20 protein-coding genes and 1 riboswitch are annotated in these 22869 nt (G+C 63.9%); of the genes, 16 read left to right on the top strand and 4 right to left on the bottom strand.

What is annotated here, in order from left to right; genetic code table 11:
• Positions 1-465: 465 nt before the first annotated feature.
• Entirely contained in the window at positions 466-1926 is a 1461-nt protein-coding gene (locus ACU5AY_RS06170) for a cobyric acid synthase (protein ID WP_446828404.1), read from the top strand.
• Between the two features lie 221 nt (positions 1927-2147).
• On the opposite strand, the gene speB is transcribed toward ACU5AY_RS06170, so the two are convergent.
• On the bottom strand, positions 2148-3113 hold the full coding sequence (gene speB / locus ACU5AY_RS06175) for an agmatinase (protein WP_446828405.1): 966 nt from the start codon (positions 3111-3113) through the stop codon (positions 2148-2150).
• 154 nt (positions 3114-3267) lie between these two features.
• Positions 3268-3638, top strand: a riboswitch (cobalamin riboswitch).
• Between the two features lie 50 nt (positions 3639-3688).
• Between speB and ACU5AY_RS06180 the strand changes: the two genes are divergently transcribed.
• From ACU5AY_RS06180 to ACU5AY_RS06210, 7 genes are all read left to right on the top strand, one after another.
• Positions 3689-3862, top strand: coding sequence for a CbtB domain-containing protein (locus ACU5AY_RS06180; protein ID WP_446823852.1), 174 nt, complete (start codon positions 3689-3691; stop codon positions 3860-3862).
• An 18-nt stretch (positions 3863-3880) separates the two neighbouring features.
• Positions 3881-4633, top strand: a complete 753-nt coding sequence (locus ACU5AY_RS06185) for a CbtA family protein (protein WP_446828406.1) — start codon at positions 3881-3883, stop codon at positions 4631-4633.
• Positions 4630-5157 carry a bifunctional adenosylcobinamide kinase/adenosylcobinamide-phosphate guanylyltransferase gene (gene cobU, locus ACU5AY_RS06190; RefSeq protein ID WP_446828407.1) on the top strand — a complete coding sequence of 176 codons (528 nt, stop codon included), beginning with the start codon at positions 4630-4632 and terminating at the stop codon, positions 5155-5157. The genes ACU5AY_RS06185 and cobU overlap by 4 nt, the downstream gene beginning before the upstream one ends.
• 4 nt (positions 5158-5161) lie before the next feature.
• A complete protein-coding gene (cobW, locus tag ACU5AY_RS06195; protein WP_446828408.1) occupies positions 5162-6235 on the top strand; it encodes a cobalamin biosynthesis protein CobW in 1074 nt (357 codons plus the stop codon).
• Between the two features lie 169 nt (positions 6236-6404).
• Positions 6405-10412 carry a cobaltochelatase subunit CobN gene (cobN, locus tag ACU5AY_RS06200; RefSeq protein WP_446828409.1) on the top strand — a complete coding sequence of 1336 codons (4008 nt, stop codon included), beginning with the start codon at positions 6405-6407 and terminating at the stop codon, positions 10410-10412.
• Complete coding sequence (cobO, locus tag ACU5AY_RS06205) at positions 10409-11038, top strand: cob(I)yrinic acid a,c-diamide adenosyltransferase (RefSeq protein ID WP_446828410.1); 630 nt, start codon at positions 10409-10411, stop codon at positions 11036-11038. Before cobN ends, cobO begins: the two co-directional genes overlap by 4 nt.
• Before the next feature lie 12 nt (positions 11039-11050).
• Positions 11051-11476: an EamA family transporter gene (locus ACU5AY_RS06210; protein ID WP_446828411.1), complete on the top strand. Its 426-nt coding sequence runs from the start codon at positions 11051-11053 to the stop codon at positions 11474-11476.
• Here ACU5AY_RS06210 and ACU5AY_RS06215 read toward each other — a convergent pair.
• On the bottom strand, positions 11473-12258 hold the full coding sequence (locus ACU5AY_RS06215; RefSeq protein ID WP_446828412.1) for a TSUP family transporter: 786 nt from the start codon (positions 12256-12258) through the stop codon (positions 11473-11475). The two genes, ACU5AY_RS06210 and ACU5AY_RS06215, sit on opposite strands and share 4 nt — an antisense overlap.
• 314 nt (positions 12259-12572) lie before the next feature.
• Between ACU5AY_RS06215 and ACU5AY_RS06220 the strand changes: the two genes are divergently transcribed.
• The 8 genes from ACU5AY_RS06220 (at position 12573) to ACU5AY_RS06255 (ending at position 21033) form a co-directional block, all read left to right on the top strand.
• Positions 12573-13868, top strand: coding sequence for a sirohydrochlorin chelatase (locus tag ACU5AY_RS06220; protein WP_446828413.1), 1296 nt, complete (start codon positions 12573-12575; stop codon positions 13866-13868).
• 220 nt (positions 13869-14088) lie between these two features.
• On the top strand, positions 14089-14736 hold the full coding sequence (locus tag ACU5AY_RS06225) for a precorrin-8X methylmutase (RefSeq protein ID WP_446828414.1): 648 nt from the start codon (positions 14089-14091) through the stop codon (positions 14734-14736).
• Positions 14729-15955, top strand: coding sequence for a precorrin-6y C5,15-methyltransferase (decarboxylating) subunit CbiE (gene cbiE, locus ACU5AY_RS06230; protein WP_446828415.1), 1227 nt, complete (start codon positions 14729-14731; stop codon positions 15953-15955). The genes ACU5AY_RS06225 and cbiE overlap by 8 nt, the downstream gene beginning before the upstream one ends.
• Before the next feature lie 126 nt (positions 15956-16081).
• Positions 16082-16831, top strand: a complete 750-nt coding sequence (gene cobI / locus ACU5AY_RS06235) for a precorrin-2 C(20)-methyltransferase (RefSeq protein WP_446828416.1) — start codon at positions 16082-16084, stop codon at positions 16829-16831.
• On the top strand, positions 16821-18689 hold the full coding sequence (gene cobJ, locus ACU5AY_RS06240) for a precorrin-3B C(17)-methyltransferase (RefSeq protein WP_446828417.1): 1869 nt from the start codon (positions 16821-16823) through the stop codon (positions 18687-18689). Before cobI ends, cobJ begins: the two co-directional genes overlap by 11 nt.
• Complete coding sequence (gene cobM / locus ACU5AY_RS06245; RefSeq protein ID WP_446828418.1) at positions 18686-19477, top strand: precorrin-4 C(11)-methyltransferase; 792 nt, start codon at positions 18686-18688, stop codon at positions 19475-19477. Before cobJ ends, cobM begins: the two co-directional genes overlap by 4 nt.
• A gap of 36 nt (positions 19478-19513) precedes the next feature.
• Complete coding sequence (locus tag ACU5AY_RS06250) at positions 19514-19969, top strand: GFA family protein (RefSeq protein ID WP_446828419.1); 456 nt, start codon at positions 19514-19516, stop codon at positions 19967-19969.
• 110 nt (positions 19970-20079) lie between these two features.
• Positions 20080-21033, top strand: a complete 954-nt coding sequence (locus tag ACU5AY_RS06255) for a nucleoside hydrolase (protein WP_446828420.1) — start codon at positions 20080-20082, stop codon at positions 21031-21033.
• Positions 21034-21036: 3 nt separating this feature from the next.
• Here ACU5AY_RS06255 and ACU5AY_RS06260 read toward each other — a convergent pair whose 3' ends face one another.
• Entirely contained in the window at positions 21037-21705 is a 669-nt protein-coding gene (locus ACU5AY_RS06260; RefSeq protein WP_446828421.1) for a cobalt-precorrin-6A reductase, read from the bottom strand.
• Positions 21695-22825, bottom strand: coding sequence for a cobalt-precorrin-5B (C(1))-methyltransferase (locus tag ACU5AY_RS06265; protein WP_446828422.1), 1131 nt, complete (start codon positions 22823-22825; stop codon positions 21695-21697). The genes ACU5AY_RS06260 and ACU5AY_RS06265 overlap by 11 nt, the downstream gene beginning before the upstream one ends.
• Positions 22826-22869: the final 44 nt, after the last annotated feature.

Here is a 22869-nt window from a genome sequence, read left to right on the forward strand (position 1 = left end):
AGGGTAGGTCATGTGGGCGATAAATCAACCGCGATGGCCTGCCTTGACTGACCACGGGCCGGGTCCGTCGCATGTCGGTTTGCTGCTGAAAAATAAAATTCATTTAAAAACATATACTTGTATCAATTCTGGTGCGAATGGGACCTTTAAATTGTCATATGGGGTTTTTGGCAATTCGCCGCTAACGCTCCGGTAACGAACTGCCGATATAACTCCATTTCAGCGGCTCAAACCGCTCCAAGTCTCCGGATCGGGTATTGCGTACCGGAGATTGAACGGCTTTAGTTTTGAAGTACGTGCCGTCACTGTTGCCGAAGAGCCGCGCGTCCCCTTTGGGGATTGCGCGGCCTTGGCTTTTCTGGCCCGGCCATGTCGCTCCTCCCTTCATCTTTTACGCATTGGGCAATTGCAATTGCCCGCGATCGCTTTATCCCTTTCTGCCTTTGACGGAGGGATGAAGCGACCATGGCGAAAGCGATCATGCTGCAGGGAACGGGATCGGACGTCGGCAAGACGGTCCTTGTCGCGGGCCTCTGCCGGATTGCCGCCAACCGGGGCCTGAAGGTCCGCCCGTTCAAGCCGCAGAACATGTCGAACAATGCCGCCGTTTCCGACGACGGCGGCGAAATCGGTCGGGCGCAATGGCTGCAGGCGATGGCGGCGAGGGTGCCGTCGTCCGTCCACATGAACCCGGTGCTGCTGAAGCCGCAATCGGATGTCGGCAGCCAGATCATCCTGCAGGGCCGGGTGTTCGGCCAGGCGAAAGGGCGCGATTACCAGCGGCTGAAGCCGCAGCTTCTCGACGCGGTTCTGGAGAGCTTCCGGATTACCGGCGAGGGCGCCGACCTCGTCATCGTCGAGGGGGCTGGTTCGCCTGCGGAAATCAACCTCAGGGCCGGCGACATCGCCAATATGGGTTTTGCGACGCGGGCGAATGTGCCGGTGGTGCTGGTCGGCGATATCGACCGGGGCGGGGTGATCGCCTCGCTGGTCGGCTCGCATGCCATCTTGCCGGAAGAAGACCGGGCGATGATCGCTGGCTACATAATCAACAAGTTTCGCGGCGACGTATCACTCTTCGGTGACGGCATTACCGCGATCGGGGAATTTACAGGCTGGCCGTGCTTCGGCGTGGTGCCGTGGCTGAAGTCGGCGGCGCGCCTGCCGGCGGAAGATTCCGTCGTGCTGGAGCGGCTGGCGCGGCATGGGACGGGCGCGTTGAAAGTGGCCGTGCCGGTCCTGTCGCGCATCGCCAATTTCGACGATCTGGACCCGCTGGCCGCGGAAGACGATGTCGAGTTGGTCTTCGTCAGGTCGGGCGAACGCATTCCCGACGACGCGGGCCTGGTCGTGATTCCCGGTTCGAAGTCCACGATCGGTGACCTTGCGGATTTTCGCGCGCAAGGCTGGGACGCAGACATCGTCCGCCACCATCGACGTGGCGGACGGGTGATCGGCATTTGCGGCGGCTACCAGATGCTGGGGACAATGGTTTTCGATCCGGACGGGATCGAGGGAGACGTGCGCGCGGCGCCGGGCCTCGGTCTTCTCGACGTCGAAACGGTGATGGCGCCGGAGAAGACCGTGCGCAATTCGTCGGCCTGGTCGACGGAGTATGATGCGCCACTCGCAGGTTACGAAATCCACCTCGGGGAAACGAAGGGACCGGACTGCGCCCGGGTGCCGGTGACAATCGACGGCCGGCCGGACGGGGCCATGTCGGCGGACGGCAAGGTGATGGGGACCTATCTGCATGGCCTCTTTTCCAGCGACGCCTACCGCGCCGGCCTGCTGTCGAGCTTCGGGCTTTCGGGCGAACGCACGAACTATGCCGCCAGCGTCGACGCGGCGCTCGACGAGGTGGCGGCGGAGCTGGAGGCGGTCCTGGACAAGGACTGGCTCGATGGGGTGATGCGGGTTGGGTGACGCGGGCGAGTGACATCGCGAACCCCCACTCTTGGAATTTCTAACACTTAGCTGGCGCTAAGATGTTGAAGTTCCATTCTCCCCCGCCAAGGGGGAGATGGGGGCGTTCCGCATACGCTGTGCCCAACCTCTACCCTTGCGGGAGAGGAAGAAAAATCAGCGTCTTAGCATTAGCTAAGTGCTAGATTTTTCAGGTGAGGGGATCGCTATTGGGCGCAACGTCACTCACCAGCCCTCAACTTCCGGAAATGAAAGATCCGGCCGATGGTGTTCAACAACACCTGCGCCGCCAGGATCGCCGTGGTGCCGGTGTGGTCGTAGTCGGGTGCGACCTCGACGAGGTCGATGCCGACGACGTTGCCGCGCTCGGCGAGGCCGGCGATGATGTCGAGCACCTCGTAGTAGAGGAAGCCGCCGTGACTTGGCGTGCCGGTGCCGGGCGCGATCGACGGGTCGAAACCGTCGATGTCGATCGTCAGATAATAGTTCACGCCCGCCGGAATGCGCTCAAGCAGGGCCTCGGTTCCGAGCCTGCGCGCGCCGCGCACGGTGATGATGTCCGAGCCCATCGAGATCGCCGTCTCGTATCCTTCCTTCGCGGTCGAGGACACGTTGCGGATGCCGATCTGGGAGAGGCCGGTGACATAGTCCTTTTCAGCCGCGCGGCGCATCGGGTTGCCGTGACCGTTGCGCACGCCATGCCGCTCGTCGACGAAGTCGAGATGGGCGTCGATCTGCACGAGATGGATCGGCCCCTGATCGGAAAAGGCATTGATGCAGGGGATGTTGATCGAATGATCGCCACCCAGCACCATGGGCAGCGCGCCGGCGGCGAGGATGGCGCGCACGCCCTTCTCGATGTTGGCGTGGCTCATCTCGGTATTGGTATGGATGATGTCCGCGTCACCGATGTCGACGATCGTCACGTCGTCGAGATAGGTGACGCCGTCGTCGTGATCGTATGCGCCGGCATGACCAAAGGAAAACAGCGTCGAAGCCTCGCGGATCGCCCGCGGTCCGAACCGCGCGCCGGCCCGCCATTGCGTGCCGAAGTCGAAGGGGGCGCCCATGACGGCGACATCGGCGGCAATCTTCGACCAGTCCGGCTCGTAGGGACGCTTGCCGAAGGTGGAAATGCCGACGAAGGGCAGGTTCAACCGTCCGGTCTCATAGCTGTTTTCCGTCATGCGCGGTCCTTTGCGGTCTTGGGGTCTTCCCACAGGGAAGGTTGCACCGGATTGGCGGTCGGGCAAGCGGGATTTGAGGCTTTCCTTCAATCCGCGGTCAGAGAACAGTCTCTGTCGCTTCCACGCAATTGACAGGCGGCAAGGGAATCCATAATCATCTGCAATTACGGATGGTTCCCGAACGGCAATCGCCAATCGGGATCAAAAGGGAATGTGACGGGACGGACCCAAGCAGGGCGTTCCAATCGCAGCCGACCCCGCGACTGTAGAGTGGCGAGGGTCTTCCGTTCCACCGAAGGGCCGCACTGCCGGCTGTCTGCGCTATCGGCAGACGGGCAGGAAAGATCTTCGGCGGAAAAAGCCACTGGAGTGGCAGTCGCGTGAACCGGGGTTGGACGCCTCTATTGTCTACGAATCGTCCGCCTTTCGCGATCTGCCATCAAACTCCGGGAAGGCGAGGGAGACCTGCTGGCAGAAATGCCTGAAACCGCGAGCCAGGAGACCTGCCATATCGTGCCGGGCATTCGCCCAAACCTCGGAGGAGGCTCCTCCAGTATGCCAGCACGGAGGTTGTCATGGCTACGATCGCATCTTCTTCTACCCTCTCGGTTTCCGACCGCCAGAAGGCCGGTTTCATCGCGCTGCTTCTCGGCGCGTTCCTGGTGTTCGGCGTCGGTCTCGCGCATTCGGCGGTTCTGCACGATACCGCCCATGACGTGCGCCACTCCTATGGCTTTCCCTGCCACTAAGGACGAAGGTCACCTGTCATGATTGTCAAATATCTCCTGGCCGCTCTGGTGGCCGGGCTTGTTGCCGGTGGTGTGATGACCGTCGCGCAGCAGGTCAAAGTCGTGCCTCTTATTCTTCACGCAGAGGAATATGAAGGCGGAGCGTCCGAGCACGAGCATTCCGCAAAGGCTGAGAACTCGACATTCGGCGAACTCGCCGGATCGCTTTTCCTGCCGTCTGCAGCTTTCGCGCATGGCGCGGAAGACGATGGCCACGACGAGAGCGGCATGCTCTTCGGCGTCAGCCGTTTTGGCGGCACTCTGATGGCCAACCTTGTGGCCGGTGCCGGTTTTGCCTTGCTGCTTGCCGGCATCAGTCTTGTCTCCGGCCGCGACATCACGCTTGCGAACGGCATCTTCTGGGGCGCCTGCGCCTGGCTGGCCGTTCACCTGCTGCCGTCCCTCGGCCTGCCGCCGGAACTGCCGGGGTTCCCTGCCGCCGATCTCGACGCCCGCCAGATCTGGTGGCTGAGCGCGGTGGTGCTTTCGGGTGCCGGCATCTGGCTTCTGGCCCTGCGTGAAGAGGCCTGGGCCAAGGTTCTCGGCCTCGTGCTGATCGCCGCGCCGCATCTCTGGGGCGCGCCGCAACCCGAAAGCATCGACAGCAACGTCCCGGCGATCCTCGCCGCCGAGTTCGCTGTCGCGGCACTGGCGACGACGCTGGTCTTCTGGCTGGTGCTTGGCCTGCTGATGGGCCTTGCCAACCGCAAGATCGCCGGAGCTGCCGCATGACGACGACACCGCCCGGCGCCGTCCTGGTGCTGGGCGGCGCCCGTTCGGGCAAGTCGCGGTTCGCCGAGGGGCTTGCCCGACAGTCCGGCCTCGACCGGCATTATCTGGCGACGGGCCAAGCCTATGACGACGAGATGCGTGACCGCATCGCGCGCCACAAGCAGGAGCGAGCCGGTGACGGCTGGACGACGCATGAGGAGCCGGTCGATCTCATCGGTAGCCTGCGCTCGGTCGATGATCCGGGGCGTGTTATTCTCGTCGATTGCCTGACGCTCTGGGTCTCGAACCTGATGATGGCGGCGGCCGATATCGATGCCGCCTCGCGCGCGCTGGCCGACTACCTGCCGCAGGCGAGGAGCCGGATCATCCTGGTGTCGAACGAGGTCGGCCTCGGCATCGTGCCGGAGAACGCCATGGCGCGGGCCTTTCGCGATCACGCCGGCAGGCTCCACCAGATGGCCGCGGAGACAGCGGCCGAAGTCTATTTTATCGCGGCGGGATTGCCGCTGAAAATGAAGGGTTAGGATCATGATGAAGGAAAAAATCCCGGCAACGGTGATCACCGGCTTTCTCGGCGCCGGCAAGACGACGATGATCCGCAACATGCTGATGAATGCCAATGGCCGAAAGATCGCGCTGATCATCAACGAATTCGGCGATCTCGGCGTCGATGGCGAGGTGCTGAAGGGCTGCGGGGCGGAAAACTGCACCGAGGACGACATCGTCGAGCTCAACAATGGTTGCATCTGCTGCACCGTCGCAGACGATTTCATTCCGGCGATGACGAAGCTTCTGGAGCGCAAGAACCGCCCCGATCACATCGTCATCGAGACCTCCGGCCTGGCGCTGCCGCAGCCGCTGGTCGCCGCCTTCAACTGGCCGGACATCAAGACGCAGGTCACGGTCGACGGCGTCGTGACCGTGGTCGACAGCGCCGCGGTCGCCGCCGGCCGCTTCGCCGACGATCACGACAAGGTTGACGCACTGCGCGTGCAGGACGACAACCTGGATCACGAGAGCCCGCTGGAAGAACTGTTCGAGGACCAGCTGACCGCCGCCGACCTGATCATCCTCAACAAGGCAGATCTGCTCGACGCTGCCGGTATCGCCATGGTGCGCGAGACGGTGACCAACGCGATTTCGCGCAAGCCGAAAATGGTGGAGGCGCGCGGCGGCGAGGTGCCGTCTGCCGTGCTGCTCGGCATCGGCGCGGGCACGGAGGACGACATCGTCAACCGCAAGTCCCACCATGAACTGGAGCATGAGGCGCTGCATGCTTCCGGCGAGGAACACGATCATCATCACGATCATGACGAGTTCGAAAGCTTCGTCGTCGAGCTGGGCGCGCTTGCCGATCCGGCCGCCTTCGTCGAGAAGCTGAAAGACGTCATCGATGCGCATGACGTGCTGCGGCTGAAGGGCTTCGTCGAAGTGCCCGGCAAGGCCATGCGCCTCGTCATCCAGGCCGTCGGAAGCCGGATCGAGCATTATTTCGACCGGCCGTGGAAGCCGGGCGAGACCAAGGGCTCGCGCCTCGTGGTGATCGGTCTTCACGAAATCGACGAGGATGCCGTGCGTGCTGCCATCGCCGCCGCGGCATAAGAGAATGGCAAAGCCGTTGAGCGCGCCTGACACTTGCCCCTCACCCCAGCCCTCTCCCCGCAAACGGGGAGAGGGGGCCTGGGCGGCGCCGAGTTTGCCCTTCTCCCCGTTCGAACGGGGAGAAGGTGCCGGCAGGCGGATGAGGGGCAGGAGCCTGAAGGACTGAAACATGCACCTGCTGCTCGCCCAGAAAGGCTCGATTGCCGATAGCGAAGAGGCAATCGATCTCGGCCAGTCGCCGGGCGATATCCTCTTCCTGTCCGCCGCCGACACGGAACTGGCCGCGATCGCCGGCGCGCATCGGCGCGGCAGCGGCGGGCCAAGCCTGAGGCTTGCCAGCCTCATGAGCCTCAAGCACCCGATGTCGGTCGACACCTATGTCGAGCGCACGGCGCGGCATGCCAGGCTGATCGTGGTGAGGGCGCTCGGCGGGGCGAGCTATTTCCAATATGCGATCGAGGCGCTGCATGCCGCGGCAGGCAGCAATGGTGCGCTGATCGCCGTACTGCCTGGGGACGACAAGCCTGACGACGGCTTGCTGCCCTATTCCAATCTTGGTGCCGACGACCACGCGGCGCTCTGGTCCTACCTGATCGAGGGCGGCGAGGAGAATGCACGCGGATTTCTCGCCTATTGTGCGGCGCTGCTCAACGGTGGGGAAAGGCCGGAGCCGGCCAAGCCGCTGTTGAAGGCTGGGCTCTGGTGGCCGGGCAGGGGCGTGGTTTCGGTGGAGGAGTGGAAGCAGCTTTCACCCCCCTCTGCCCTGCCGGGCATCTCCCCCACAAGGGGGGAGATCGAGGAAACGCTGGCGCCGAAGCCCCAATCTCCCCCCTTGTGGGGGAGATGTCACGAAGTGACAGAGGGGGGGGGCGACCTCCCTGAGCGCATTAGCTCAGTACCAACCGCCGCCATCTGCTTCTACCGCGCGCTGGTACAGAGCGGCGAGACAAAGCCGGTGGAGGCGCTTGTCGAGGCGCTGGCGGCCGAAGGCGTTCGGGCACTGCCGGTCTTCGTGTCCAGCCTCAAGGATCCGGTTTCGGCCGGAACGGTGGAAGCCGTCTTTTCCGATGTCGCACCGGATGTGGTGATCAACGCCACAGGCTTTGCGGTGTCGGCACCCGGCGCGGAGACGAAGGGCACGGTCCTCGAAGCCTCCGGCGCGGTCGTGCTGCAGGCAATTTTCTCGGCCTCGTCGAAAGATGCCTGGGAGAATTCGGCGCAGGGGCTTTCCGCCCGCGATCTGGCGATGAACGTCGCATTGCCGGAAGTGGACGGCCGGGTGCTGTCGCGCGCCGTCTCCTTCAAGTCGGCGGCATCATTCGACGAAAATGTCGAGGCCAATATCGTCACGCATGAGCCGGAACCGGGCAGGGCTGCCTTCGTGGCGAAGCTTGCGGCCAACTGGTCGCGGCTGAGACGCAAGACGGTTGCCGAGCGCAATGTGGCGATCATCCTCGCCAATTATCCGAACCGTGACGGACGTCTGGGCAACGGCGTCGGGCTGGACACGCCGGCCGGGACGGTCGAGGTTCTAAACGCGATGGCGGCGGCCGGTTACCCAGTGGCCGACATGCCAGCCGACGGCGATGCGCTCATGGCGCACCTGATGGCCGGGCCGACGAATGCCGGCAATGACGGACGGGACATCCGCGAGACGCTTTCCTTGAGTCGATACAAGGTCTTCTTCGAAAGTCTTCCCAATCGGATTCAGGACGAAGTCCTGTCACGCTGGGGGGCGCCGGAACGCGATCCCTACGTGGTCGGAGACGTCTTCGCGCTGCCGCTATGCCGGCTCGGCGGCGTCATGGTCGGCATCCAGCCGGCGCGCGGCTACAATATCGATCCGAAGGATACCTACCATTCGCCGGACCTCGTGCCGCCGCATGGCTATATCGCCTTCTACGCTCATCTGCGCGAGGAATTCGGCGCGGACGCCATTGTCCACATGGGCAAGCACGGTAATCTCGAATGGCTGCCGGGCAAGGCGCTGGCGCTCTCCGAGACCTGCTATCCGGAAGCGGTGTTCGGTCCGCTGCCGCATCTCTACCCGTTCATCGTCAACGATCCGGGCGAGGGGACGCAGGCCAAGCGACGGACCTCCGCCGTCATCATCGACCATCTGACGCCGCCATTGACGCGGGCGGAAAGCTACGGGCCGCTGAAGGATCTCGAGGCGCTGGTCGACGAGTATTACGAGGCGGCGGGCGGCGATCCGCGTCGGCTGAAGCTCCTGAAGAAGCAGATCCTCGAGCTCATCGCCGATATCGGCCTCGACCAGGATGCCGGCATTGCAAAGGGTGACAGCGACGATACGGCGCTCGAAAAGCTCGACGCCTGGCTCTGCGACCTCAAGGAAATGCAGATCCGCGACGGGTTGCATATCTTCGGCCTGGCGCCGGAGGGACGGCTGCTGACAGACCTGACGGTGGCGCTCGCACGGGTACCACGTGGCATAGGCGAGGGTGGCGATGCGAGCCTGCAGCGGGCGATCGCGGGGGATGCGGGATTGTCCGAAGTGGGGCCAAGTTTACCCCCCTCTGCCCTGCCGGGCATCTCCCCCACACGGGGGGAGATCGAAGGAGCGCCAGCGGCGGAGACCCAATCTCCCCCCTTGTGGGGGAGATGTCACGAAGTGACAGAGGGGGGTGAGCGCAACGCCATATTCGACCCGCTCGACTGCAACATGGCGGCCCCCTGGACCGGCGCAAAGCCGGACATCCTCGCCGACCTTTCCGATGATCCATGGCGCACGAACGGCGATACCGTCGAGCGGATCGAGCTTCTGGCCGCGGCGCTGGTTTCCGGCGACATCATCTGCCCCGATGACTGGGCGGCGACGCGGGCGGTGCTTTATGAGATCGAAACACGGCTGAAGCCGTCGATCGTCCGGTCGGGCGCGGCGGAGATTGCCGGTCTGCTCACTGGTCTTTCAGGCTGCTTCGTCGCGCCTGGCCCATCCGGTGCGCCGACGCGGGGGCGTCCGGATGTGCTGCCGACGGGCAGGAATTTCTATTCCGTCGACAGCCGCGCCGTGCCGACGCCGGCTGCCTATGAACTCGGCCGGAAGTCTGCGGAAATGCTGATTACCCGCTACGTTCAGGATCACGGCGACTGGCCGACATCCTTCGGCCTGACGGCCTGGGGCACGTCGAACATGCGCACCGGCGGCGACGATATTGCCCAGGCGCTGGCGCTGATCGGCGTCAAGCCGGCCTGGGATATGGCGTCGCGTCGGGTGACCGGCTACGAGATCATTCCGATGGCGAAGCTCGGGCGGCCGCGTGTCGACGTGACGCTGCGCATTTCCGGCTTCTTCCGCGATGCCTTTCCCGAGCAGATTGCGCTGTTCGACCGTGCCGTCCGCGCCGTCGGCGCGCTGGAGGAGGATGAGGCGGACAATCCCGTCACCACGCGGATGCGCAAGGAACGAGCTGCGTTGATGGCCCAAGGGCTTGGCGACGCGGATGCCGAGCGCCGGGCCGGATACCGCGTCTTCGGGTCGAAACCGGGGGCTTACGGCGCCGGCCTGCAGGCGCTGATCGACGAGAAGGGGTGGGACCGGCGGGAAGATCTCGCCGAAAGCTATCTCGTCTGGGGTGGCTACGCCTATGGCGCCGGCGAGGAAGGCAAGGCCGAGCGCGGGCTTTTCGAAGAACGGCTGCGCAGCGTCCAGGCCGTCGTCCAGAATCAGGACAACCGCGAACACGATCTTCTCGACAGCGACGATTATTATCAGTTCGAAGGCGGCATGACGGCCGCCGTCGAGCATCTGAAGGGCGACCGCCCGGCGATCTACCACAACGATCATTCCCGGCCAGAGAAGCCGGTGATACGGTCGCTGGAAGAGGAAATCGGACGGGTGGTACGCGGCCGCGTCGTCAATCCGAAGTGGATCGCCGGCGTCATGCGCCACGGCTACAAGGGCGCCTTCGAGATCACCGCGACGGTCGACTACATGTTCGCCTTCGCGGCGACGACGGGGGCCGTCAAGGACCATCACTTCGAAGCCGCCTACCAGGCCTTCATCATGAACGAGGCCGTCCGCGACTTCATGGCCGACAAGAACGCGCCGGCGCTCAAGGAGCTGGCGGAGCGTTTTCTGGAAGCAATCGAGCGCGGATTGTGGAATCCTAGGAGCAATTCGGCGCAATATGGACTTCGGGAGATTTTGGAATGAGCAATGAGACTGATGGTGTCGTCGATCCGGACGCCCGCCACGCCGAGAAGATGGCCAAGAAGAAGGCCGCGCGGGACAAGATCATGGCCACCAAGACCGACGAGAAGGGGCTGATCGTTGTCCATACCGGCAAGGGCAAGGGCAAGTCGACGGCCGCCTTCGGCATGATCTTCCGCCACATCGCCCATGGCATGCCGTCCGCCGTCGTGCAGTTCATCAAGGGCGGCATGTCGACCGGCGAGCGTGACCTGATCCTCGAGCGCTTTTCCGATCTCTGCGAGTTCCACACGATGGGCGAGGGCTTCACCTGGGAAACGCAGGACCGTGCCCGCGACGTCGCCATGGCGCAGGCCGCCTGGGCGAAGGCCAAGGAACTGATTGCCGGCGGCGAGAAGTCCATGGTTCTGCTCGACGAGATCAATATCGCCATCCGCTACGACTACATCGATATCGGCGAGGTCGTCGAATTCCTGGCGACCCAGAAGCCCCATATGACGCATGTCGTGCTGACCGGCCGCAATGCCAAGGACGAACTGATCGAGATTGCTGACCTGGTGACCGAGATGGAGCTGATCAAGCATCCGTTCCGCTCCGGCATCAAGGCGCAGCAGGGCATCGAATTCTAGGGGAGCGTGGCGATGGCTGGCAGCTGGCAGGTCTGGGCTCTGGTCTCGGCCGTCTTTGCGGCGCTGACGGCAATCTTCGCCAAGGTCGGCATCTCGGCGATCAATTCGGATCTGGCGACCTTCATCCGCACCTGCATCATTCTGTGTGTCACCGCCGGCATTGTGTTTGCCACTGGGCAATGGCAGCCGCTGTCGTCCATTCCGCAGAAGACCTGGGTCTTCTTGACGCTTTCCGGTCTTGCGACCGGAGCCTCATGGCTTGCCTATTTCCGGGCGTTGAAGCTTGGCGAGGCCTCCCGCGTCGCGCCGATCGACAAGCTGTCGATCGTGCTGGTCGCTGTTTTCGGCGTCGTTTTCCTTGGCGAGAAGCTGAGCCTCCTCCATTGGTTCGGCGTAGCGTTGATCGCTGTCGGAGCGGTCGTGCTGGCGGTCTTCTAGAGGCCGAGCCACGCCCTGACCGGATTGGCGGGGTCGCTGATCAGCTTGATCGCGAGAATGAGGCAGGTGGTCACCAGAAGCGGCTTGATGACCTTCGCGCCGTTCCTCATGGCGAGGCGCGAGCCGGCCTGTGCGCCGAGGAACTGCGCCAGACCCAAAAGCAGGCCAAGCTTCCACATGATCACGCCGTTTACGGCGAAGACGGCGAAAGCGCCGAGGTTCGAGCCGAAGTTCAGAAGCTTGGTGTGGGCGGTCGCCTTCAGCATCCCGAAGCCGAGTAGCGACACGAAGGCGAGCATGAAGAAGGAGCCGGTGCCGGGGCCGAACAGGCCGTCATAGAAGCCGATCGCCGGCACCAGCGTCAGGCCGAAGAGGAAGGGACGCATGCGCTGGTGGCGGTCGATGTCTCCGACATTGGGCTTCAGACCGAAGTAGAGCGCGATGGCGATCAGCAGGAAGGGCAGGCCGCCCTTGAGGATATCGGCCGGAATAATGGTCGCGAGCGCGGCACCGACCGCTGATCCGAGGAAGGAGAGCAGCGCCATCGGCAATTGCGCACGCAGATGCACATGTCCCTTGGCGGCATAGGCGATGGTTGCCGAGCCCGAGCCGAACAGTCCCTGCAGCTTGTTGGTGCCGAGCGTTTCGAGTGGCGGGATTCCGGCGATCAGCATGGCCGGAATGGTCACGAGCCCACCGCCGCCGGCGATCGAATCGATGAAGCCGGCAGCAAAGGCGGCGACAAACAGGAAGGCGATCAGATGCGGCGCTAGGTCGTGCAAGAGAGGACTCGAATTGGAGGAACGCGCGATACGAATTGCCTTTAATCATCTCTGCGGGCGGGCCGCAATTTGCATTTCCTTGAAACGCCGCAGCTTTTCATCTGAGCGTCGCATTCTGGTTTGACCCCATATGCTGCTTCGGCTAAGCATCGGGCCATGTGCGACGGCGCCTCTCTCAAGAGGCTGAGCGTGTCCGGTGCGGCTGACCCAAGCAGGGGGCCAATTCCGGAGCTGTCCGAATTGGCCTTGGTCCCGCCCACAGGGTGGTGCCGGCGCTTCGTACAGGCAATGAAAACGAAGCAGGGAGGCCGGATATGGCGGAAAAACTCGGAATCATGGTGTGCGGACATGGCAGCCGCAATCAGAACGCGGCGCGTGAATTCGCCGTCATCGCCGAGGGCCTACGTGCCCGCAATCCCGACCTGCCGGTCGAGTACGGCTATCTCGAATTCTGCAATCCGGTGATCGCCGAAGGGCTCGACAAGCTGCGCGAGAAGGGTGTGACCCGCGTGCTGGCGGTGCCCGGCATGCTGTTTGCCGCCGGCCACGCCAAGAACGACATTCCGTCGGTGCTGAACACCTATCAGGCGCGCCATCCCGGCTTCGTCATCAATTATGGGCGCGAACTCGGCATTGACCTGAAGATGATCCGGGCCGCCGGCGACCGCATCCAGGAAGCCGTCGACGCCGCCAATGCCGAGCACGGCGTCGTCGACAAGCACGGGACGCTGCTGATGGTGGTCGGACGCGGTTCCTCCGATCCCGACGCCAATTCGAATGCGACGAAGGTCATGCGCATGCTCTGGGAAGGGATGGGCTTCGGCTGGGGCGAGACCTGCTATTCCGGCGTCACTTTTCCGCTGGTCGAGCCGGGCCTGACGCACGCCGCCAAGCTCGGCTGCAAGCGCATCATCGTCTTCCCGTATTTCCTGTTCACCGGCGTGCTGGTCAAGCGCATCTACAGCTACACCGACGAGGTGGCGGCGAAGTATCCGGACATCCAGTTCGTCAAGGCCGGTTATCTCAACGACCATCCATTGGTGCTGGACGCCTTCCAGGACCGTGTCGGCGAAATTCTCGAAGGTGCGGCGGTGATGAACTGCCAGATGTGCAAGTACCGCGAACAGGTGCTTGGCTTCGAGGCCGATATCGGCCAGCCGCAGGAAAGCCATCACCATCACGTGGAAGGGATCGGCGGCGGTCTGGAAGACTGTCCCTGCGGCGGCGATTGCGACGCCTCCTGCCGCGACGAGGAATTCTGCAAGAAGCACGGTTTGCCCTGGACGCCGGTCCATTCGCATGCCGAGCCGAACGATCTGGCGCCGGCATTCGACTACACCGTTTCGATCACGCTCGGCGGCCGCTATGCGGGTCTCGAAACGGCGGCGGTCGGAGACGACATCGACGCCATCCTTTCCGCGGAGAGCCCGAAGAAATCTGCCCACGGACATCATGCGCACGACCATGATCATCATCATGACCACGGGCATGACCACGCACATGATCACCACCATCATGGCCATGATCACGGGCATAGTCATGACCATCACCATGCGCCATATCCGCATGCGGATCATCCGCTCGGGCCGAAGTCCATGAAGAAGCCCTGATGCCGGTGTTTATGCGGATACCCCCCTCTGTCGCCTTTGGCGACATCTCCCCCACACGGGGGGAGATCGGCAAGACGAGATACCGAGCCTCCACTGAGGCATCGTATATCGGTTGTGGCATCCGGGCAGAAAGTTTGTGTTTTATGAAGAGCAAGGGTCGTCACCATTCTATCTCCCCCCTTGTGGGGGAGATGCCCGGCAGGGCAGAGGGGAGTGCGCTATGACCTTGGCCGAACTCGACTACATCCGCGATCCCGACGAGATCTACCGCCGGTCGTTCGAGACGATCCGGGCGGAGGCCGATCTCTCGCGGTTTTCCAATGGCATGGAGAAACTTGCTGTCAGATTGATTCATGCCTGCGGCATGGTCGATCTCGCCGCCGACATCGCCTTTTCCGATGGTGCTGCGGAAGCCGGCGACGCGGCGTTGAAGGCAGGCGCGCAGATCTTCTGCGATGCGGAGATGGTTGATCGCGGCATCATCCGCAAGCTGCTGCCGGCCGAAAACGAGGTTGTCTGCCTATTGAACGACATGCGGGTGAAGCCGCTCGCCGCTTGGAACCGGACGACGCGGTCGGCTGCCCAGCTCGATCTCTGGAAACCGGGCCTGGAGGGCTCGGTGGTCGCCATCGGCAATGCGCCGACTGCCTTGTTCCGTCTGCTGGAACTGATCCGCGACGGCGCGCCGAAGCCGGCGCTGATCCTCGGGTTTCCGGTCGGCTTCGTCGGCGCGGCGGAATCCAAGGATGCGCTGATCGACGGCGGGTTCGGCGTGCCTTACATCGCGGTGCGCGGCCGGCGTGGCGGTTCCGCCATGGCCTCGGCTGCGGTCAACGCGCTTGCCGGAGGGCTTGGCGGCAATGGCTGAGATCGAAGACGGCCCCTGGCTGACCATTATCGGCATGGGCGACAATGGGCTTTCCAGCCTGACGCCCGAGGCGCTGTCGCTGGTCTGGGAAGCCGAGACGATCGTCGTCGCCGAACGGCTCGACGCGATCCTGGAAGGTCTTCCGCCAAAGGCGATCCTGTCCTGGGCGGAGGGCTACAAGACCGTGCTCGACAAGATTATCGACCTGCGCGGTCACCCCGTCACCATCCTTGCGACGGGCGACCCCATGCATTTCGGCATCGGCGCGACGCTCAGGCGGAACTTTCCGCCGGAGGAGATGCGGATCATTCCGTCTCCCTCGGCTTTCTCGCTGGCAGCCGCGCGGCTCGGCTGGGCACTGCAGGACGTCGACCAGATCTCGCTGCACGGCCGGCCGGTGGAGGCCATTTCCCGCTACCTGCAGCCGGCGGCGCGCGTTCTGGCGCTGACCTCCGACAGCGAGACGATCCGCAATGTCGCGACGATCATGCAGGCCCAGGGCTTCGGCGGCTCGTTCATCCATGTGCTGGAACATATGGGCGGCACTGGCGAGCGGGTGCGGCGCTTCACGGTGGAGGAGGTGCTCGACAGCCAGGAAGAATTCGCCGACTTCAACACGATCGGCATCCACTGTGTACGCGAGGCGCCGTTCCACGCGCTGACCGGCGGCATCGAGGATTCCGCTTTCGTCCATGACGGGCAGCTGACGAAGCGTGAGGTGAGGGCGGTCACCATGGCCTATCTCAAGCCCTACCAGCGCGCGCTCCTCTGGGATGTCGGAGCTGGCTGCGGCTCCATCTCGATCGAATGGATGCGGGCCGGGGGGCGCGCCGTCGCCGTCGAGGCGAATGCCGATCGCTGCGCCATGATCACCCAGAATGCCGCCAATCTCGGCGTTCCCGGCATCACCGTTGTCGAAGGCAGCGCGCCGGATGTGCTGGCCGAGCTCAAGACCCCGGATGCGATCTTCATCGGTGGCGGAATGACGGCCGAGGGCGTGTTCGAAGCCTGCTGGGAGGCGCTGAGGCCTGGCGGGCGTCTGGTTGCCAATGCGGTGACGCTGGAGGGCGAAATGGCGCTCACGTCGCTGCATGCCCAGCTTGGCGGCGAGATGGTGCGGCTCTCCGTCGCCCGCGCCGAGCCCGTCGGTCGCTTTTCCGGCTGGAAGCCGCTGATGCCGGTGACGATCTGGGCGGTGGAGAAGGCGTGGTCGGCATGAGCAATCTCTGCAACTTGCCCCTCCCCAACCCCTCCCCACAAGGGGGAGGGGCTAGCCGCGCGCTTTCTCCTCCCTTGTGGGGGATATGGCCGGCAGGCCAGAGGGGGATTTTCTCGGGAGAACGTCATGACCGGTAAACTCTACGGCCTCGGGCTTGGTCCCGGCGATCCTGAACTCCTGACGCTGAAGGCGCATCGGATCCTGACGAGCGTGCCGGTGATTGCCTATCCGGCGCCCGATACCGGTCCGAGCTTCGCCCGGCAGATCGCCGCGCACTGGATCCGGGCCGACCAGTTGGAAATTCCTATGGTGATGCCGATGCGGGTCGAGCGCTATCCGGCGCAGGAAATCTACGACAAGGCCTGCGAGGAACTTGCCCATCATCTCTTCGCCGGCAGCGATGTCGCCGTCCTGTGCGAGGGCGATCCCTTCTTCTACGGTTCCTTCATGTATGTCTTCGAGCGGCTGTCCGCGCGCTTCGAGACGGAGATCGTGCCGGGCGTTTCCTCCATCATGGCCGGCGCCGCCGCTCTCGGCCGGCCTCTGGCGGCGCGCAACGACGTGCTGTTGGTCGTTCCCGGGCCCTTGCCTGACGACGAGATGGCAGCCCGGATCGAGAGCGCCGATGCCGTGGCGATCATCAAGGTCGGCCGCCATTTCAACCGCATACGCACTCTTCTTCAGAAAATGAATCTGGTCGGCAAGGCCGGCTATCTCGAACGCATCAGCCTCGCCGAGCAGCGCATCCTGCCGCTCGAAGCCGTGGATGCGGCGAGTGCGCCATACTTCTCGATCATCCTGATCTACAAGGGGCAGGAGGGCTGGATTTCTAATCTGGACCTGCCCGGTGCCAAGGAAAATTCCGATGGTGAATGATACAAGACCGGCTGTCCTCATCCTGTCCGACGCGGCGAAGGAGCTCGCGGAGCGCCTTGCCCCAATTGCGGGCGGCGAGCTGCATGGCCTGCGGCCGCGCTGCACGGGCGTGGCGGTGCCGTTCGATGACACGAAAGCGCATGTGCAGGGGCTGTTTCGCGCCGGCCGGCCGATCGTCGCAGTCATGGCGTCTGGCGCGCTGATCCGCCTTCTGGCGCCGGCGCTTGCCGACAAGACGAGCGAACCGCCGGTGATCGCTGTCGCTGAAGACGGCACGTCCGTCGTGCCGCTTCTCGGCGGCCATCATGGCGCGAACGACCTGGCACGGCAGATCGCCGGCGCTCTCGACAGCCATGCTGCAATCACGACGGCCGGCGACCTACGCTTCGGCATCGCGCTCGACCAGCCGCCGGCTGGCTTGAGGCTGGGCAATGCGGAGAATGCCAAGGCTGTGATGGCGGAACTGGTGGCGGGTGCGAGCGCGCGACTGAGGCTTTCGATCTCCCCCCCAAGGGGGGAGATTGGTGCGCCAGCCTCCTGGCTCCAATCCTCCCGCATCCCCTTGGCAGACGACGGTAGCGTCACCTTGACCGTCACCGATCAGGCACATCACGCCGCCCCGCTCGAACTCGTCTACCACCCCGCAACATTGGTGCTCGGCATGGGTTGCGAACGTGGCTGCGATGCTGCGGAAGCGATCACGCTGGCGGAAGAGGCCTTGGCGAAGGGCGGTTTCGCGCGGGAAAGCCTCGCCTGCGTCGCCTCGCTCGACCTGAAAGCCGACGAGGCCGCTATCCATGCGGTGGCTGCGCATTTCGGCGTGCCGGCGCGCTTCTTCGATGCAGCAACGCTGGAAGCGGAAACGCCGCGGCTGAAAACCCCGTCGGACGTCGTTTTCGCCGAGGTTGGCTGCCACGGCGTCGCCGAGGGTGCGGCATTGGCGATGGCCGGTGACAATGCCGAACTGGCGGTCGCAAAGATCAAGTCGAAGGGCGCGACGGCGGCGGTCGCCCGTGCTGCGACGATCGTTGATGTTTCGGCGAGGGGCAGGGCCCGTGGCATGCTGTATGTGGTCGGCATCGGCCCCGGCGCCGATCAGTGGCGTTCGCCGGAGGTCTCGGCCATGGTCTCGGCCTCGACCGATCTCGTCGGCTATTCGCTCTATCTCGACCTGCTCGGACCGCTGGCTGATGGCAAGGTGCGCCATGATTTCGATCTCGGCAAGGAAGAGGCGCGCGTCGTGCATGCGATGGAGCTTGCCGGTCAGGGCAAGTCGGTCGCGCTGGTCTGCTCGGGCGATGCCGGCATCTATGCCATGGCGACGCTGGTGTTCGAGCTTCTGGACAAGGGCGGCATTTCGGATGCGGCCTCCCGGATCGGCATTCAGGTTTCGCCTGGGATCTCTGCCCTGCAGGCCGCCGCCGCACGCATCGGCGCGCCGCTCGGCCATGACTTCTGCACGATCTCGCTCTCCGACCTGCTGACGCCGTGGGAGCATATCCAGCGCCGCGTGAAGGCCGCCGGCGAGGGCGACTTCGTCATCGCCTTCTACAATCCCGTGTCGATGAAGCGGCGCACGCAGCTCGCCTATGCCCGCGACGAACTGTTGAAATACCGACCGGACGACACACCGGTGATCCTCGCCACCAATCTCGGCCGCGAAGGCGAACGCGTGCGGGTCGTGCCGCTCGGCGGTCTCGACGTCGACGAGGTCGACATGCTGACGGTCGTCGTCGTCGGCTCCTCTGAAAGCCGGACGGTGAAGACCGGCGAGGGCAGGACCTGGGTCTACACGCCGCGCGGCTATTCCGGAAAGGCCGGCACTGGGATGACAACGAACAAGGATGCAGCGGAATGACCGTTTATTTCATCGGAGCGGGCCCCGGCGCGCCGGACCTCATCACCGTGCGCGGGCTGAAGCTGATCGAGCGCTGCCCGGTCTGCCTCTATGCCGGCTCGCTGGTGCCCGAGGAAATCGTCAAGGCCGCGCCGGACGGCGCGCTGGTGCGCGATACGGCGCCGATGCATCTCGACGAGATCGTCGAGGAGATGAAGGCGGCCCATGAGCGCGGCGAGGACGTGGCGCGCGTCCATTCCGGCGATCCGTCGATCTACGGCGCAATTGCCGAGCAGATGCGCCGGCTCGATGCACTCGGCATTGACTATGACGTTGTGCCGGGCGTGCCGGCATTCGCGGCGACGGCGGCACGGCTCAAGACAGAGCTGACGCTGCCGGAGATCGCCCAGACGGTGATCATCACCCGCACCGAGATGAAGGCGTCGTCGATGCCGGAATTCGAGACGCTGGAGATCCTCGGCAAATCGCGCGCAACGCTCGCCATCCACCTGTCGATCCGCAACCTGCCGCATATCCGCGACACGCTGACGCCTTATTACGGCGAGGACTGCCCGGTCATTGTCGCTTACCGCTCCACCTGGCCGGACGAGCTCTTCATCCGCACGACGCTCAAAGACATGGCCGAAGAGGTGCGCAAGGCGAAGATCACCCGCACGGCGCTGATCATGGTCGGCAAGGTGTTCGGCGAGGCCGAATTCCGCGATAGCGACCTCTATAATTCCGACTTCAGCCACGTGCTGCGCAACCGCGGCAAGAAAAAGCCCGCCAAGGTTGAAAGCCAGAGCTGACGGGATAGTGTGCGTCCGAACAACAGGGAGATTGCCATGAGTGAGTCGGATGCTGTGCATGAAGGTGGTTGCCGCTGCGGGGCCTTGCGGTTCAAGGTGCATGGCCGGCCGATGATCACGATGGCCTGCCACTGCACAGGCTGCCAGCGGATGACGGCAAGCGCCTTCTCCCTGAGTTCCCTTTATCCGGAGGAAGGCTTCGAACTGTTGAGCGGCGAGCCTGTTCTCGGCGGGCTTCGCGGCGACCTCAAGCATTCCTTCTGCCCGAGTTGCATGAGCTGGGTCTATACCCGTTGGGAAGGTATGGGGCCGTTCATCAATATTCGTTCGACGATGCTCGATAATTGCCAGTCGTACCGTCCCTTCATCGAATCCTACACCTGCGAGAAGCTCGCATGGGCCGAGACGCGGGCAAAACACAGCTTCGAGAAGTTTCCCGAGCGGGAGGACTTTCCGCGGCTGCTGGCGGAATTCGCGGAATCGGACTTCTAGGCGCGCCGCAACACCGGTTTCGCACACCGGTCGATGTCACTTGAATTTTTTCGAGCGCCGTGGCTAATCCTCGCCTTCAACAACAAGAAAAGAGATAAGGATTATCCGCCATGCACAAGGTGATTTTCGATACGGATCCGGGCGTCGACGATGCCATGGCCCTGCTGTTCCTGCATCGCCATCCCGAGATTGATCTCGTCGGTGTCACCACCGTCTTCGGCAATGCCTCGATCGAGACGACGACGCGCAATGCGCTGTTCCTCAAGCGCGAATGGGGGATCGACTGCCCTGTCGCCAGGGGCGCTGACCGGACCTTCAATCCCGACCGCAAGAGCAGTGGCGATTTTCCCTATCACATCCATGGCGATGACGGGCTCGGCAATATCGGCGTACCGGCCGAGATCGACCTAGAGCCGGATCCGCGCCCGGCGCACCAGTTCATCATCGATACGGTCAAGGCGCATCCAGGCGAAGTGACGCTGGTCGCCGTTGGTCGCATGACGAACCTTGCCAATGCGCTGATGAGCGAGCCGGAGATCGCCAAGCTCGTCAAGCAGGTGGTGATCATGGGTGGCGCCTTCGACGTCAACGGCAACATCACGCCGGCCGGCGAGGCCAATATCCACGGCGACCCGGAAGCCGCAGATTTCATCCTGACCGCCGAATGGCCGGTCGTGGTCGTCGGTCTCGACGTCACGATGAAGACGCTGATGTCGCGCGCCGATCTGGCGGAGATGGTGGAGAAGGGCGGCAAGGACGTGAAGCTCTTGTCCGACATTTCGCAGTTCTACATCGACTTCTACAAGCACTGGGTCAAGGACACGATGGCGGTCCACGACGGCTGCGCCTGCGTCTACGTCGTCGCTCCTGAGTTCTTCAAGACGCGTTCGGGCCCGATCCGGGTCGTCTGCGGCTCGGTTGCCGACGGCCAGACGATCCAGAAGCCGGACGGCCAGTCCTTCGGCCCCAGCGAATGGGACGGCCATCCGAGCCAGAAGGCCTGCATCGACATCCAGCAGGACCGCGTGCTCGACCTCATCAAGACGACACTTGTCGGCGGTTGACGTTCAGTCGCGGGCAATCATGATCACCGGCAATCCGAGTTCCCTTGCTGCGATGATCTTGGCATAGGCGCCGTCGCCGCCGGAATTGCGGGCAACAACATGGCTGATGCGGTGATGCTGCATCAGCCTTTTTTCGTCTTCAGGGGTGTTCGAAGGCTTGCCAAGCACGAGGTCGTGCCGGGTGAAGGCGAGAGGCGTTTCCGGCGGGTCGACCATGCGGATGATGAAGTGGCAGTCGGTGCGGGCTGCGAAGGGGGCTATATGCTGCCGGCCGAGCGCCAGAAAGGCGCGTGCGGCGCCGGGCAGTGCGGCCGCTGCCTCCTCGACGGAGGTGACCTCTGTCCAGTTGTCGCCCGGCCGCTTTTGCCATTGCGGACGGGTGAGGACCTCCAGTGGCACGCCGGCGAGCCGGCAGGCCTCCACCGCATTGGCCGACATTCTCGTCGCAAACGGATGCGTGGCGTCGATGACCCTGGTGATGGCGTTTTCAGAGAGGTAACGGGCCAGACCCTCGGCGCCGCCGAAACCGCCGCTGCGCACCTGGCCGGCGAGCGGGGCGGGCTCTCTGGTCCGTCCGGCAAGCGAGGTGATCACGTCCGCGGTCATCGATAGCGTCTCGGCCAAAGCGGCTGCTTCCCGCGTGCCGCCGAGAATGAGGATTTTATCCGGCACGGGCGATAATCTTTCCCTGCCTGTCCGTAATCACGATGTCGACCGAGACGGGCGCGTCGCGCAGCGTTTCGCGCGCCGTTTGAAGCGCTTTCTCGGCTATGCAAGCCGGGAGGTCGATGCCGGTTCCCTGAGTCGCTTCAAGGACTTCGAGCGCGGTGTTGGCAGATTGAATCCGGTCCTTCAGAGATTGATTCAACTCGTCGCCTTCCATCAGCGATTCGAAAAAGCCCATGTCCACCTGGCTGCGGCCGGAATGGAGGTCGAGCGCCCCCTGGGCGAGCTTGGTCATCTTGGCGAAGCCGCCGGCGATCGTCAGGCGCTGCACAGGGTGCTGGCGCAGATATTTCAGCAGGCCGCCGGCGAAATCGCCCATGTCGAGGAGCGCGCCGTCCGGCAGTCCGTAGAGCTCCTGCGCGGCCTTCTCCGACGTCGATCCGGTCGCGCCAAGCACATGGGTCAGTCCTTCGGCGCGGGCGACATCAATGCCGCGGTGGATCGAGTGGATCCAGGCCGAACAGGAAAACGGATGAACGATGCCGGTGGTGCCGAGAATGGAGAGGCCGCCCAGAATGCCGAGCCGCGGGTTCCAGGTCTTTTCCGCGATCTCCTCGCCGCCGGGAACGGAGATGGTGATGAGGAGATCGGCGGGCAGCCCGAATTCGGCGCAGACTTCCTCCGCCATCTCCGTCATCATCTTCCTCGGCACGGGATTGATCGCCGGCTCACCGACGCCGATCGGCAGACCGGGTTTGGTCACCGTGCCGACACCGTCGCCGGCGGCAAAGCGGATACCGCTTCCGGGCGGGAGCGGACGGACCATGGCGATTATCGTTGCGCCATGGGTGACGTCCGGATCGTCACCGGCATCCTTGACGATGCCGGTGACAGCGTAGCCGTCACCGAGGCTCTCGAAGGCGAGCGGAAACGCGGGTTCTTCGCCCTTCGGCAGGCGGATTGCGACCGGATCGGGAAAGTCGCCGGTGATCAGGGCCAGAAGTGCCGCCTTGCTGGCCGCAGTGGCACAGGCCCCCGTCGTCCAACCACGCCGAAGCTCGCCTTCTGGCTTGGGGTCGCGCGCAGGTTCCTCGGGGGACGCGGTTAGGTCGGGTTCGCTGGTCATGTCATGTTTATAGGCGAGGCTTGGGCGGAGAGAAAGATGAAGAT

The organism is Rhizobium sp. PAMB 3174, assembly GCF_052908375.1.